This is a genomic window from Companilactobacillus sp. RD055328, assembly GCF_022835675.1.
Classification (GTDB): Bacteria; Bacillota; Bacilli; order Lactobacillales; family Lactobacillaceae; genus BQUT01.
Window position 1 is genome coordinate 619,571 of record NZ_BQUT01000005.1, and the last position, 13,553, is coordinate 633,123.

The 13,553-nt window shown below is 33.2% G+C and carries 13 protein-coding genes; 6 read left to right on the forward strand and 7 right to left on the reverse strand.

The window, feature by feature from the left end:
- A partial coding sequence (locus tag RD055328_RS05315) for an adhesive domain-containing protein (protein WP_375708065.1) occupies positions 1–1,260 on the reverse strand: 1,260 nt, incomplete at its 3' end.
- A 178-nt stretch (positions 1,261–1,438) separates the two neighbouring features.
- Here RD055328_RS05315 and RD055328_RS05320 point away from each other — a divergent pair.
- The gene (locus RD055328_RS05320; protein ID WP_244087762.1) at positions 1,439–2,662 is read left to right on the forward strand and encodes a chloride channel protein; all 1,224 of its coding nucleotides are present in this window, start codon (positions 1,439–1,441) and stop codon (positions 2,660–2,662) included.
- 16 nt (positions 2,663–2,678) lie between these two features.
- On the opposite strand, the gene RD055328_RS05325 is transcribed toward RD055328_RS05320, so the two are convergent.
- The 4 genes from RD055328_RS05325 to RD055328_RS05340 all read right to left on the reverse strand — a co-directional run bounded on the left by RD055328_RS05325 (position 2,679) and on the right by RD055328_RS05340 (position 7,554).
- Positions 2,679–3,395, reverse strand: a complete 717-nt coding sequence (locus RD055328_RS05325; RefSeq protein ID WP_244087763.1) for a DUF975 family protein — start codon at positions 3,393–3,395, stop codon at positions 2,679–2,681.
- A gap of 118 nt (positions 3,396–3,513) precedes the next feature.
- Positions 3,514–4,422 carry a GRP family sugar transporter gene (locus RD055328_RS05330; protein ID WP_244087764.1) on the reverse strand — a complete coding sequence of 303 codons (909 nt, stop codon included), beginning with the start codon at positions 4,420–4,422 and terminating at the stop codon, positions 3,514–3,516.
- Positions 4,423–4,558: 136 nt separating this feature from the next.
- Entirely contained in the window at positions 4,559–6,133 is a 1,575-nt protein-coding gene (locus RD055328_RS05335; RefSeq protein WP_244087765.1) for a peptide chain release factor 3, read from the reverse strand.
- Between the two features lie 65 nt (positions 6,134–6,198).
- Complete coding sequence (locus RD055328_RS05340) at positions 6,199–7,554, reverse strand: hemolysin family protein (protein ID WP_244087766.1); 1,356 nt, start codon at positions 7,552–7,554, stop codon at positions 6,199–6,201.
- Between the two features lie 131 nt (positions 7,555–7,685).
- Here RD055328_RS05340 and RD055328_RS05345 point away from each other — a divergent pair, with 131 nt between their 5' ends.
- Positions 7,686–8,138 (forward strand): hypothetical protein, encoded by a 453-nt coding sequence (locus RD055328_RS05345; RefSeq protein ID WP_244087767.1) that lies wholly within the window; start codon positions 7,686–7,688, stop codon positions 8,136–8,138.
- Between the two features lie 63 nt (positions 8,139–8,201).
- Here RD055328_RS05345 and RD055328_RS05350 read toward each other — a convergent pair whose 3' ends face one another.
- Entirely contained in the window at positions 8,202–8,738 is a 537-nt protein-coding gene (locus RD055328_RS05350) for a DUF402 domain-containing protein (protein ID WP_244087768.1), read from the reverse strand.
- A gap of 325 nt (positions 8,739–9,063) precedes the next feature.
- Between RD055328_RS05350 and RD055328_RS05355 the strand changes: the two genes are divergently transcribed.
- The 3 genes from RD055328_RS05355 to RD055328_RS05365 are packed head-to-tail and all read left to right on the forward strand — an operon-like array spanning position 9,064 to position 11,301.
- A complete protein-coding gene (locus tag RD055328_RS05355) occupies positions 9,064–9,843 on the forward strand; it encodes a transporter substrate-binding domain-containing protein (protein WP_244087769.1) in 780 nt (259 codons plus the stop codon).
- 16 nt (positions 9,844–9,859) lie between these two features.
- The gene (locus tag RD055328_RS05360) at positions 9,860–10,555 is read left to right on the forward strand and encodes an amino acid ABC transporter permease (protein WP_244087770.1); all 696 of its coding nucleotides are present in this window, start codon (positions 9,860–9,862) and stop codon (positions 10,553–10,555) included.
- Positions 10,555–11,301 carry an amino acid ABC transporter ATP-binding protein gene (locus tag RD055328_RS05365; RefSeq protein WP_244087771.1) on the forward strand — a complete coding sequence of 249 codons (747 nt, stop codon included), beginning with the start codon at positions 10,555–10,557 and terminating at the stop codon, positions 11,299–11,301. The genes RD055328_RS05360 and RD055328_RS05365 overlap by 1 nt, the downstream gene beginning before the upstream one ends.
- A gap of 18 nt (positions 11,302–11,319) precedes the next feature.
- Here the strand turns inward: RD055328_RS05365 and recX are convergent, their stop codons facing one another.
- Positions 11,320–12,099, reverse strand: a complete 780-nt coding sequence (gene recX, locus RD055328_RS05370) for a recombination regulator RecX (RefSeq protein ID WP_244087772.1) — start codon at positions 12,097–12,099, stop codon at positions 11,320–11,322.
- Positions 12,100–12,167: 68 nt separating this feature from the next.
- Here recX and rlmD point away from each other — a divergent pair, with 68 nt between their 5' ends.
- Positions 12,168–13,544: a 23S rRNA (uracil(1939)-C(5))-methyltransferase RlmD gene (gene rlmD, locus RD055328_RS05375; RefSeq protein ID WP_244087773.1), complete on the forward strand. Its 1,377-nt coding sequence runs from the start codon at positions 12,168–12,170 to the stop codon at positions 13,542–13,544.
- The last annotated feature ends 9 nt before the right edge of the window (positions 13,545–13,553 follow it).

Sequence of the window (13,553 nt, forward strand, 5' to 3'; positions counted from 1 at the left end):
TAATGGATTTTCATTTGTATCATCACTAACAGTAATCATTACTGGAAGACTGTCTTTTGTATAGTTTCCATTTTTAGCTGTAACTTTAACTGATAATTCATCTAATGCAACTAAGGCGTCAGTTGCAATTGTAAAGTCACCGTTACTATCAACCACAGCTGTTTTTATTGTTCCATCAGGCATTGTTACTGATGCTTCAAACGTTGTACCATCTGGAATTGGTGTTTCCAAATCAACATGACCACTTACACTTGTATCGCCTGATTTAGCAAGATTTACGCTAGGGGTAGCCACATTATAATTCTCTAATGGATCTTCTTGATCCATCGGGAAATTCAATGTAACTGCTGATCCTTCACTATTTATCGCAGCCAGAATATCCGCCGAAATAAGTGCATTACTAATTGCAGCTGCTCTTATTGTTTGTTGTGCCACACCTGGATGGCTAACAGTTACATTCAACGTACCTGTCATTGATCCCAATAAGTTAGCATTTAAGGCACTATTCAGCACATCAGATGTTCCCGCTGCAATTCCATCTATAACAACGAACAGAGCTTCACTGGCGCCTTTAACAGTATCTAATGCTGGCTTAATAAGTGGATTACTTGAATCAAGCGCAGCTATAGCATCTCTTAATGCATGGAATAAAGATGCATAAGCTTGATGAACATAATTACCAAATCCTTGCGTGAAATCTACCGAAATATATTTGCCATCAGGTGAGACAGTTCCTTGAACAGTTTGTGTATATTGTCCAAGATCTTGTAGCTCATTTAATTGGTTAAATGCGGCTAATACAGAAGGTATTGGTAATACAGCATTTAATCCCGTAAGTGCCGTTCCTAAAGTTGAAAAAAGGGCGCTAACTCCTGGAAGTTGTCCGGGAGTTATTGGCAATAAGTCAGCTTGAATATCAACACTCGCGCCACCTACCACTTTACCTTGTAGTTCAGCTGGCAGTGCATAGACTAAGACTTTATCATCAGCTAATCCCACCGTTGCTAATCCTTTACCTTGGAATTGCAATGACAAATCAAAATTTCCATCCCCATTAGGCATCAAATCAGTTCCAGTATTTGATACCAAACTGGTATTTTCTAAAATTGATATATCCGCTAAACCTATTGATGATACTTGAGCTGAACTAGCTTGTTGTGCATGTAATGTAGCAGCAGTCACAACGCCAGTTCCACTGCTTAACAGCAGTAGCGCTCCATTAGCTAGATATAAAGTTTTTACCAACATTTTCTTACTCATAGTAGTGCTCCTTTCTTGTTTATATTTTCACAATAGCATGCTCAGAATGTTTTTGGAAATTAAACACTTATCAATATTATAAGTATTTAATATTTAAAGTAAGTTAATTAAATACAAAAAGAGAAATTCTATCGCAAATAATGTAGAATTGGCATTAATAAAACAAAGGATTTTTCTTATGAATAAATTAAAATTTAATTCCATTTTCACTTTTTATAGTATTTGTCTTGGTCTTTTTGTTGGTGCCATAGCATCTTTATTTTTGGCATTAGTTAATTTTTTTACTCATTTTATCTGGGAAACTATATCTTCTCATATGAATTTTTCTGGATATCCAATTTTAATTGGAATTACCGGTGGTCTATTAATAGGTATCACACAAATGAAATTTGGTAATTATCCCAAGACAATGCACGAAACTTTACGCGAATATAAGCAAAAGGGCTCTGTTGAATATAGAGGCGAAGTGATAAAAAACTTCATTCCCGCCATCATTGTTCTATCTTTCGGTGCAAGTCTTGGTCCTGAAGCAGCATTAATCTCCATTCTAGGTGGACTAATCACTTGGATAGGCGATTCATTTATGGTCAATTTAAAAAATAAAGAAGAACTTCTCGACTTAGGAATCGGTGCCATGTTGGCAACCATTTTCCACGCGCCTTTCATCAGTCTTGGCGAAGCCGTAGAAGAAGGTGTTAGAGATAGAACTTTTAAAAATAAGTCTGTTAAAACACTTCTATACGTTCTAACAACATTCTTCGGTATTGTTGGTTTTAAATTTATTAATAACCTCTTTCCAAAAGAAGCTGTTTTTTCACTTAGAATGCCCAAAATACAATGGTCACTTAATGTCATTCCAGTTTTAATTATTGCTTTTTTAATTGGTATAATTTTCAGTATATTATTCACTTATTCCGAAAAATTAACTGATTTAGTCGCAAAAAAAATCAATAACCCTTTAGTATTAGCTATAGCCGCTGGATTAGCTATTGGTATTATGGGTATGTTTTCTTCTTACTTCTTATTTTCCGGTGAACACGAGATCTTACATTTATCAAAACATGCAACCCAACTATCAGTTGTTTTCTTATTAATATTGGGAATTGGAAAAATAATTTTGACAAATATTTGTTTTTCTTTTGGATGGCGCGGAGGTAAAATTTTCCCAATCATCTTTGCTAGTTCATCAATTGGATTTGCAATCACTAACATCTTCCCATATACTCCCGGACTAGTTGTCGGTGTTGTTGTAGCCACAAGTTGTACGATGATTTTAAAACAACCTTTTGTTATTTTTGGACTACTAATATTCTTATTTCCATTACAGTTTGCACCAATTATTCTTATTACTTGTCTATTAGCTGATGTTGTTAATAAACAAGTGGAAAATAAAAAAAGCTAGCCATTTGGCTAGCTTTTTATTTGTCCGTTAAAACCGATTTATTATTTTCAATCAAATCGTTAAAAAATGCTGATTCCGATGCCATTATGTATGGTGTTAACCAAAGATTACCTATTCCCATAGTTAGGCATGCCAGTAACATCCATCCAATAAATGTTAATTGAAGATAGAATAAACGTCCTTTATATCCGTCCATTATATTTCTACTTTGAGTAATATAATCAATAGCTTTATATTGATTATCATTTCCTTCATCAACTGCTAGTTTATAAAGATTAAAAGCTTGCGAATAACTGAAGGATTTTATTATTCCAGGAATAACAAACAATAATGACCATAAAAATATAAATAAAAATTGCCACAGAGAAATTTTAATAATCATCCAAATGTTATATTTAAAAATATTAAATACTGACATTGGAGCTGAAAATTCTAATTCTGGATTCTTAGTCCAATCAATAAATTTAAATCTAACTCCCATAAATAATAAGCTTAATAGCATTATTAAAATAATATATGCTACGTAAATACTGACAAAACTAAAAGCGAAGCCAATATTTTGAGATTTTGTAATCATTGTTATTATAAATCCAATAATAAATGCAACAATTACAGTAATAAAAATTGCTGAAATTAAATACACTGTTGGTAATAAGCACATAACAATTGCTTTTCCCCAATTATCTTTAAATGTTTCACGTACCTGCGCGCGTAATTCACGTGCTTTTTTCATAAATAGTCCCCCCTAAAATTAATACTTTAATATCTTATCACAACAATTAATTATTAAAATTGACCGCGTTAACTATTCCAACAAAAAAAGCTAACCATCCGGTTAGCTTTTTAATATCTTATAAGAATGCTGTTGTTGAAGCACCAACGACAATCATGATAAGACCTACAATAATGATCGCCCATTCTTTTGCAGTTTTATGTGTTTTCATAACTAAAATTCCTGATACTGTTGCACCAACAATTGATACTTGTGATAGAACGAATCCTGTAGCTAAACCAAGCATAGCTGGTTGAGCTGAAACTAAGTAACCAAGAGCAGCGATAGCAAAGAAGAATCCTGAGAAGATTTGCTTGTATGTAATACTTTGAGCAAATACATTATTATGATTTTTAATTACTTCAACAATTGCCAAAATCAAACCAAATGCGGCCATACCAATAGCTTGTGGTAAGAACATGTGCATTCCATCTGTATGATGTGTATATTGTGGAAGAATTCCGTATAGTGAGTAACCTACTTGAGCAATTAACAAGACACCAATAGCTTTTAGTAATAATTCTTTATTACCAGCTGTAGCTTTTTCTTGATATGTTGTTAAGTATGCACCGATTAAAATAACGATAACGGCAACAGCACCGATTAATCGAGCTGTTGTTGAGCCCCAGTTACCAAGCATAATAACGCCCCAAAGAACGTTTGCTGTAATTTGAAAAGCTGTTGAAATTGGCATAGCTTTAGCTGATCCCAAAGCATTACCGTCTTTATCTTTCATACCAAAAGCAGCAATAGTTAAAACATTTCCGAAGGCCCATGCAGCACCAGAAAATGCTGCCAACCAAAAGTTCATTCCTGTTGGAATGCTTAGGTGTTGAACAAGAACAAGTACAATAGCTACAATTAATGTTCCCCATGTAGCACCGAAAATAGCTTGAACTGGTTTACCACCAAATTTTGAAACTAATGTTGGATAAGCACTCCAACCAATAATTGCTAGTAAAGCAAAAAATAATCCTACAGTATTCATTATGAATCTCCTTAATAATATGTCTGGATATAAATTCAACCAATAGGATAAAAGACCCTACCAATGAATTAAAAAAAACCAACCTAAGTAGTTTATACTAAAACATATCATTAGTAAACGATTTCAAATAAAAAAATTAAAGTTTAGAAGTTAATTCAACATCTGGATATTTATCTTGGAACCATCTTTCTGCAAACTTATTCTCAAACAAGAACAAAGGCTTGTCTTCAATGTCTTTCACCAAGATATTTCTAGAAGATGACATCGAAGGATCTAGTTGATCTGGATTTATCCAGCGTGCTGTTCTTGAGCCAATTGGAGTCATTTCAACTTCACTATTATATTCGTTTTCCATACGGAACTTAAATACTTCAAATTGAAGTTGTCCAACAGCTCCCAAAATATAATCATTCGTTGAATACTTCTTATATAATTGTACGGCTCCTTCTTGAACTAATTGAGTCATCCCTTTATGGAAAGATTTTTGCTTCATGACGTTTTTAGCAGTCACTTCCATGAACATTTCAGGAGTAAATTGTGGTAGATCTTCATAAGCAATCTCGTTTTTACCTGTATAAATAGTATCTCCAATTTGGAAATTACCCGTATCATACAATCCAACAATATCGCCAGCAACAGCACTACTTACTTGTTCACGTTGGTCTGACATAAATTCAGTAGCATTATTAAGTCTCAAATTCTTCTTAGTTCTTTGAAGAGTAACATCTATTCCTTTAGTAAACTCACCAGAACAAACACGAATAAAAGCAATTCTATCACGATGTGCGGGGTTCATATTAGCTTGAATCTTGAATACAAATCCTGAGAATTCCTCGCTATCTGGACTAACTAATGTATCTTCTTTTGTCTTATGTGCAGCTGGTTGAGGTGCTAAATTAACAAATGCATCTAAGAAAGTTTGTACTCCGAAGTTAGTTAACGCCGATCCAAAGAATACAGGTGTCTGTTCTCCAGATAACACCTTGTCCATATCAAAAGCATTCCCTGCTTCACTGATAAGTGCCACTTCATCTTTTGCTTGTTCAAAGTCGTTTTCAGCTTGTAGTGGATTTGTTTGATCATTAAGATCCCCATTATCGTCAAGACTTACGAATCTTTCTTCATTGTCCTTACGGTACAATTCCACTCGACTATTATGAATATCGTATAAACCTTTGAGACCTTTACCCATTCCGATTGGCCAGTTCATTGCACAACCTTCAATATTCAAAAGGTCTTCTAATTCAGCAATCAAGTCTAATGGATCACGTCCATCACGATCAAGTTTGTTCATGAATGTGAAGATGGGGATTCCTCTTTGTTTAACAACTTTAAATAATTTTTTAGTTTGTGGTTCAATACCTTTAGCTGAGTCAATTACCATGACTGCGGCATCAACCGCCATTAATGTACGGTATGTATCTTCAGAAAAATCTTCGTGTCCAGGAGTATCCAAAATGTTAATTCGCTTATCTTGATAATCGAATTGCATTACGGAACTTGTAACTGAGATTCCACGTTTTTTTTCAATTTCCATCCAGTCACTAGTTGCAAACTGTCCAGACTTCTTACCTTTAACAGTTCCTGCCGAGCGAATGACACCACCAAATAACAACAATTGTTCAGTAATTGTTGTTTTACCAGCATCAGGATGAGAGATAATTGCAAACGTTCTACGTTTTGCTACTTGTTCTTTTAGTGTTTCTGGCATTATTGGACTCCTTTTCTAACTAAAATAGTATACCAAGTTTTTACATATTAAAAAAGACGAGATATCTATGTATCTCGTCTTTTGTTTATTTTTTTCATAATTACTTTTGCTTTGTCGAGTGGTAGTTCAACCAAAATATCTTGAACTCGTGAATTCTTAACTTCACCTGAGATAAGTTTAACACCATCTTCTAATAAGCAAGCAACGTGAGCATTATTTGCTGGAATTTCTCCGATTTCTGTTATCAAATAACCAGCAATTGTATCAATATCGTCTTTTTTTAAATTCTCATCGAAAATACGATTGAAATCATCTAAATTAAGTCTGCCTTCTACTTTATAAGTATTAGCATTAATTTTTTGATATAGTTTTGTACTTTCATCATACTCATCATCTATTTCACCGACGATTTCTTCAAGTAAATCTTCAATCGTAGCAATCCCAACAACCCCACCATATTCATCTTGAATAATAGCTAACTGTTGATGGGTATTTTTCATTTTAAATAATAAGTCATTAACATTCGTGGTTTCTGTAACAAAAATTGGCTCTACCATGATGTCAGAAATCGAAATACCTTTGAAACTAGCCTTACGTGCTTTTTTAAGAATATCTTTGATGTGAATCACACCAATAACCTTATCTTTATCTCCGCCATAAACCGGAACGCGTGAGAATGGATGGTCCAAAATGTCATCGATATTTTTATCTTGGTCATCGTTAATATCAATCATGAAAGTATCAGTTCTTGGAACCATAACTTCTCTAACCATCTTGTCATTGAAGCTAATAATTCCTTCTAACATCTCATATTCTTCATCATCGATACTTCCGGTAGTTTTAGATTTCTCTAAAACCGACAACACTTCATTACGTGATACAGTATCGTCTTTTTGAGTAATATCAATTCGTGACAATTTTAATAATAGTTTGGTTGATACTGATAACAAAGCCACTAATGGTTTAAAAATAAAACCAACTACTCGAATAACTGGTGCAGTAAGGTTAACTACTCGTTCTGGGCGTTGCAAAGCAATTTGTTTAGGATAGAGTTCTCCTAACACCAACGTGAAATATGAAAGTACTAAAGTAATAATCAAAATCGACAATTCTTGACTCCAACTATAGTCACCAATAAAATCAGATAGTCGTTTAGATAATGTAACAGCTGCACTAGCCGAAGATAAGAAACCAGCAAATGTAATCGCAACTTGCACTGTTGCTAAATAATTAGTTGAATCATCCAAAATAGCAATGAATCTTTGTGCTTTTTTATCGCCATCTTTAGCGCTAGATTCCAGCTTATTCCTATTTAAAGAAATAATTGCTGTTTCTCCAGCTGCAAAAAAAGCATTAACTATAGTTAGAACAACTATTAATATTATTTGGCTTATCAGGACCGAGTTCCCCGGGTCTTCCATGATTTTGATACACTCTCTTTCAAATTTATTATAATTAATTATATCATTTTTTAACTTTTTATATAGATAGTTAGATAAACACTTACAACTCAACTTATTTGGCTTATTATTAATAAATATAGGTGGTATTTATGACAAAAAGAAAAATTATTACAATCTATTTATTTATGTTCCTAATTCCATACATAATTTGTTTGGCGTTAGTTGGAACATCATTTAATTCATTAGTTATACATTCGAATAGTATTTGGCGCACAATCGTAGGTAGTATTATTGGTGCTTTATTTCTTATGGCAACTAAAGTGATTATCCAAAGATCTATTCAAGTTATTCAATCTAAAACAACACACAAATTTGCTAAAAGTTTGGTTGGCATTTTTGATATCAGTAAAAGTCCTTTTAATCTGTATTTTAACTTCATCTCTGATTTTGCATTAAGTGGTGTTAGCACGTACTTAATCCGTAAGTTATTCACGCCTGAAGTCTATATGGGAAGCTTAATTGGTTATCTAGTAGCTATTCTTGTTATTTCTTTATTAATAGGTTCTAATGTCGGCTTTGAAATTTTACAAAATCGAGAATAAATAAAAAAAGAGAATGACTAAGTCATTCTCTTTTTTTTCTGATTACCATAGCAATCTATTTAGTTAAACATGATTTGATAGCTCGCGGTAACGTTGCATCCAAGTATCTACATAGGCTTGTGAAAATGGTCCTTTACCTTCATTAATCCATTCGATTAAAGTATCAACATTTTTACGCAAAATCTTATCTATTTCCGGTGGATAATTCCAACGGTTACTGTGAAGAGCATATTCATCAACATCTAGAAGTCTTTTCTCTCCGTCAGGAAAAACTTTGATATCCAAATCGTAATCAATATACTTCAAAGCTTCATTATCTAAGACATACGGTGTGGCAAAGTTACAATAATAAGATACTCCGCTTTCTCTAATCATCGTAACTATATTAAACCAATAATGTTTATGAAAATAAACTAAGGCTGGTTCTCTGGTTACCCATTTTCGACCATCTGATTCCGTCACTAGTGTATGGTCATTACAACCAATTATTTCATTTTCACTAGTTTTTAAAACCATTGTTTCTTTCCAAGTTCTATGTAAATGACCGTCATGTTTATAACTTTGGACTGCTATGTAGTCTCCTTCTTTAGGAACTTCCATAACTTTTCCAGCTTTCTAATTCACTATACGAAAAAAATTATACCAAAGGTTACGTTAGTTGACTACCTATTATAATAATATTAAGTGTAATTACTTGACGGAAAATCATTATCATATTAATATTTAAACAATATTTTAAAGGAGACGACTATGCAAAATATACCTAACTTCATAATTCTTAGCGCGTGTTGTTGCTTAGTAACTCTAGATTACTAAGCCTTGTTTCGCATGTCTAATCCAAACTCAAATGAAATAATTCTAGAATTTCAAAAGAGCTGGCCAATTAGTCAGCTCTTTTTTTCTGGAAATTAAAAGGAGAATCTCGATGAGAAAAAAAATATTTCTAGCATTATCTGCATTAATCATGGTAACTATGGTTATCACTGGATGCTCAAGTAATACAAATAATCTAACCAAAGAAAAAGGAACACTTACAATTGGCTTAGAAGGGACTTATGCACCTTACTCTTACCGTGAAGGTTCTAAGCTTAAAGGATTTGAAGTTGACTATGGTAAAGCTGTAGCCAAAAAACTTAATATGAAAGTGAAGTTTGTTCCAACTAAGTGGGATTCACTAATTGCTGGACTTAATACGAATACATTTGACACAGTAATTAATAACGTTTCAATTAATAAAAATAGAGAATCTCATTACCTATTCTCAACACCTTATATCTATTCCAAATCAGTAATTATTGTCCCAGCTGATAGTACTATCAAATCAGCTACCGATCTTAAAGGGGTTAAAGTTGCTGAAGGTACTGGGACTGACAATTATGACAAAGCTGAGAAATTCCAAGCTGATATTATATCTTCTCCTGACTTTTCTTCAACCATGTCAATGTTAGATAACGGACGTATCAAAGCTACTATCAATTCAAAAGAAGCTTTCTTAACTTGGAAAAAATCAAATCCCGAAACGACTTTAAAGTATATCGAAATTCCAGACAGCCAATTAAAAAGCTCAAAAATTGCACCAATGTTTAACAAAAAATCAGCTAAGTTAAGCTCTAAAGTAACCGAGGCTACTAAAGAATTATACAAAGATGGTACAATGAAGAAACTATCTATCAAGTACTTTGGTGAAGATATTACTAAAAAATAAGAAGGACTAAATTTTTATGTGGAATATTATTACTACCTCATTACCACCAATGATTTTGGCAATGATGAAATTTACCATTCCTTTAGCATTAATATCATTTGTCTTAGGAATGATTCTAGCAATTATTACTGCCCTCATTAACTTCTTAAAACCTGAAGGTAATCGTATCTCACGGATCATCTTTGGTATTCTTAGATTCATTTCTAAATTTTATATTTGGTTGTTCCGTTCAACTCCATTGTTAGTCCAATTATTCATCATTTTCTTCGGACTTCCTAGTGTAGGAATTCAATTAGACCCATTTATAGCTGCCGTAATTGGCTTTTCACTCAACACAGGAGCTTATGCATCTGAAATTGTTCGTTCAGCTTTGATGTCAGTCCCACAAGATCAATGGGATGCTGCATATACTTTGGGATTTTCTACTAAAAAAACGCTGCACAAAATTGTGCTACCACAAGCTTTAAGAATAGCTCTTCCACCTCTATCTAATTCATTCATTGGTTTAGTGAAAGACACCTCACTTGCTAGCTCAATTACAATTCTTGAAATGTTTCAAGTTAGTCAACAAATCACGGCTAAGAACTTTGAACCGTTACTAATGTATTCACTTGCTGCTGCGCTATATGCCATCATTTGTACATTACTAACCTTACTTCAACGTCATCTTGAAAAACGTTCATCTCGTTATCTTAAAGGAGGTGCTCAATAATGATTACATTAACTAACTTAAACAAATCATACGGCGAAAAAAAGATTCTTGATAATATCTCACTTACCTTTAATGATCATCAAACAACTGTTATCTTAGGACCTTCTGGCTCTGGGAAATCCACATTATTAAAGTCATTAGATTTACTAGTTAAGCCTGAATCAGGAACAATTACTATTGACGATGTAACTCTTGATTACAGCAAGCCCATAACTAAAGAAGATAGTGTTAACTTGCGCCACAAAACAAGTATGGTATTCCAAAACTGGAATCTATTTCCTAATTTGACTGTTTTAGATAACATCACTATTGCACCAATCGAAAATCTTAAAGTATCAAAAGCTGAAGCGAAAAATCGTGCTTTAGACTTGCTTGAAAAAGTTAATTTGAGTGACTACAAAGATTATTATCCTAGTCAACTCTCCGGTGGACAACAACAACGTATTTCTATCTGCCGCGCCTTAGCAATGCAACCTAGCTTTATTCTTCTCGATGAACCCACAAGTGCGCTGGACCCAGAATTAGAAAATCAGGTCCTAGGACAATTACAGAACTTGAAAGAACTTCAACAATCTATGATATTAGTAACTCATAATATGGAGTTTGCTAAACTGGCTGCTGATAAAATTATTTTTATTGAAGATGGAAAAATTTTATTTGATGGTAGAACTGAAGACTTCTTCAACAAACCAACACCAAGAATTAAGAAATTCTTATCACAAATGAGTCTCACAAAAACAGACTAGCCAATGGCTAGTCTGTTTTTATATTTCGTTTAACTTACTACTAATATCAGCACTATTAAATCCTTTACGCATTAATGCTTGATATATTTTATTTTTGTAATTATCTTTACCACTATAGTGCTTTTTCGCTTTTTCAAACTCTCGTTGTAAATTTTCTTGTTCTTGTTCATCATCTATTTCTAGATCAAGTTTAGAGATTACTTCTTCAATAATCTCTGTGGTATAGCCTTTTTGCATTAAGCCAGTTTTTATTTTTACTACAGCACTTTTAAAGGCCTGACGTTGTGATCTTTTTTCTATTTTGACGGCAGCTTTTTTTGCGTTAATCAACCAATCCTCATACTTAACTTCAAGAATCTTGTCATTAGCTAACTGCTTATTGATACCTTTTTTGAATAGCTTATTTTGAATAACCATTGGTCCATCTAAACTTGTAATTAACTGTGTATTAATGAAACTCTTTGTATATAACTCATCATTTAAATAATTGTCATCTTCGAGTTTCTTAATTATCTCAACAATTATTTCGGAATCAGCTTCTTTATCACGTAAGAAATCATTTATTTCTTTTTTTGTGCGAATCTGATGACTAATATAATCTAAAGCTCGCACATAATATTTGTCGATATTTTCTTTGTCTTTAATTTCTTCTATTTGTTTAGCTGTAAGTTCAGTATCTTTATATAAATGAAAATTTAACAAGATATTTTCACTCACCGCAAAAGCGTACTTATTATCTAGAAAAATATTATATCGACCTTTACGTTTTTGTGCCTGGATTTTTGTTATTTTTGCCAAAGATTTTTCCTCGCGTGATATACTTCAATTACTACATATAATAAATTACTCCAAAGCAAAGGTAAACTATGGAAAAAGAAGAAATAGAATTAAAAATTGGTGATCGTTTCCCATTGACCATCAAAAAAATTGGAATTAACGGTGAGGGTGTTGGATATTTCAAACGTAAAACAACTTTCGTTGCAGGTGCAATTACTGGCGAGGAAATTGTCTGCGAAGTCAAAGATATTCACGATAAATACATTGTGGGGAAACTTCACAAAATCCGTAAGAAAAGCCCTAACAGAAATGACGAATTCAAAGAGCTCGCTGATAAAGTTGGTGGACTTGAACTAGCACATATTAAATATTCTGAACAATTAAAAGTTAAAAAGAATATTCTTGAACAAGCGCTAGAAAGATTCACGCCTGCCGGATGGCATCGTTATATTATTAAAGATACTATCGGTATGCAAACCCCACTTCACTATCGTAATAAAGCTCAATTTCAAGTACGAAAAATTAATGACAAAGTAATTGCCGGTCTTTACCAACATGGTACACATGATGTTGTAGATTTGCCAGAAATGCCAACCCAATCATCAATGACTTTAGTAATAATTAACAAGTTGAAAAGTATTATCGAAGATCTTGATATTCCTATTTATAATCCTGACGAAAAATCAGGAATCATTAAAACACTAGTTGTACGTGAATCAATGAGCTTCAAAAATGCACAATTGACGATTATAACTAATAGTCAAAAATTACCTCGCAAGCGCGAATTAATTGAACGTATTAACCAAGAAATTCCTGAAATTATTTCAATCTCTCAAAACGTTAACAAAGGTGAGACTACTCTTGTATGGGGTGAAGATACCACACTACTCTGGGGTGAAAAATATCTTCAAGAAACTATCAATGGTTTAACTTTTAACCTTTCGCCTCGAGCTTTCTTACAATTAAATATCGAACAAACTAAAAAAATGTATAATATCGCCCTTGATTACTTAGATGCTGACAAAAACAGTGTTTTATACGACGCTTATGCTGGTGTTGGTACTATCGGTTTATCATTGGCTAAAAACGTCAAGATGGTATATGGTTCTGAAATCATTCCAGAAGCTATTGCCGATGCTAAAATCAATGCAGAACAAAATAATATTACCAATGCTGACTATCGAGTTGATACAGCCGTACATATTTATGATGATTTAATTGACGAAGGAGTAGACATCAACACTCTAATAGTTGATCCTCCACGAACTGGTCTAGAAGACGATCTTCTTGATGCAATTGTGGACATGGCACCAGAAAAATTTGTTTATATTTCATGTAATCCTTCGACACTTGCCAAAGACTTACGCGAACTATCAAAAACATATATTGTCGAAGATCTTCAACCAATCGATATGTTCCCACAAACACCACATGTTGAGACCGTTGTTAAATTAAAAAGAAAGTAGGAATTCATC

Bases quoted from the DNA above. Each gene is read 5' to 3' on its own strand.
- RD055328_RS05320 (WP_244087762.1), top strand. From the start codon at position 1,439: ATGAATAAATTAAAATTTAATTCCATTTTCACTTTTTATAGTATTTGT.
- RD055328_RS05325 (WP_244087763.1), bottom strand. From the start codon at position 3,395: ATGAAAAAAGCACGTGAATTACGCGCGCAGGTACGTGAAACATTTAAA.
- RD055328_RS05330 (WP_244087764.1), bottom strand. From the start codon at position 4,422: ATGAATACTGTAGGATTATTTTTTGCTTTACTAGCAATTATTGGTTGG.
- RD055328_RS05335 (WP_244087765.1), bottom strand. From the start codon at position 6,133: ATGCCAGAAACACTAAAAGAACAAGTAGCAAAACGTAGAACGTTTGCA.
- RD055328_RS05340 (WP_244087766.1), bottom strand. From the start codon at position 7,554: ATGGAAGACCCGGGGAACTCGGTCCTGATAAGCCAAATAATATTAATA.
- RD055328_RS05345 (WP_244087767.1), top strand. From the start codon at position 7,686: ATGACAAAAAGAAAAATTATTACAATCTATTTATTTATGTTCCTAATT.
- RD055328_RS05350 (WP_244087768.1), bottom strand. From the start codon at position 8,738: ATGGAAGTTCCTAAAGAAGGAGACTACATAGCAGTCCAAAGTTATAAA.
- RD055328_RS05355 (WP_244087769.1), top strand. From the start codon at position 9,064: ATGAGAAAAAAAATATTTCTAGCATTATCTGCATTAATCATGGTAACT.
- RD055328_RS05360 (WP_244087770.1), top strand. From the start codon at position 9,860: ATGTGGAATATTATTACTACCTCATTACCACCAATGATTTTGGCAATG.
- RD055328_RS05365 (WP_244087771.1), top strand. From the start codon at position 10,555: ATGATTACATTAACTAACTTAAACAAATCATACGGCGAAAAAAAGATT.
- rlmD (WP_244087773.1), top strand. From the start codon at position 12,168: ATGGAAAAAGAAGAAATAGAATTAAAAATTGGTGATCGTTTCCCATTG.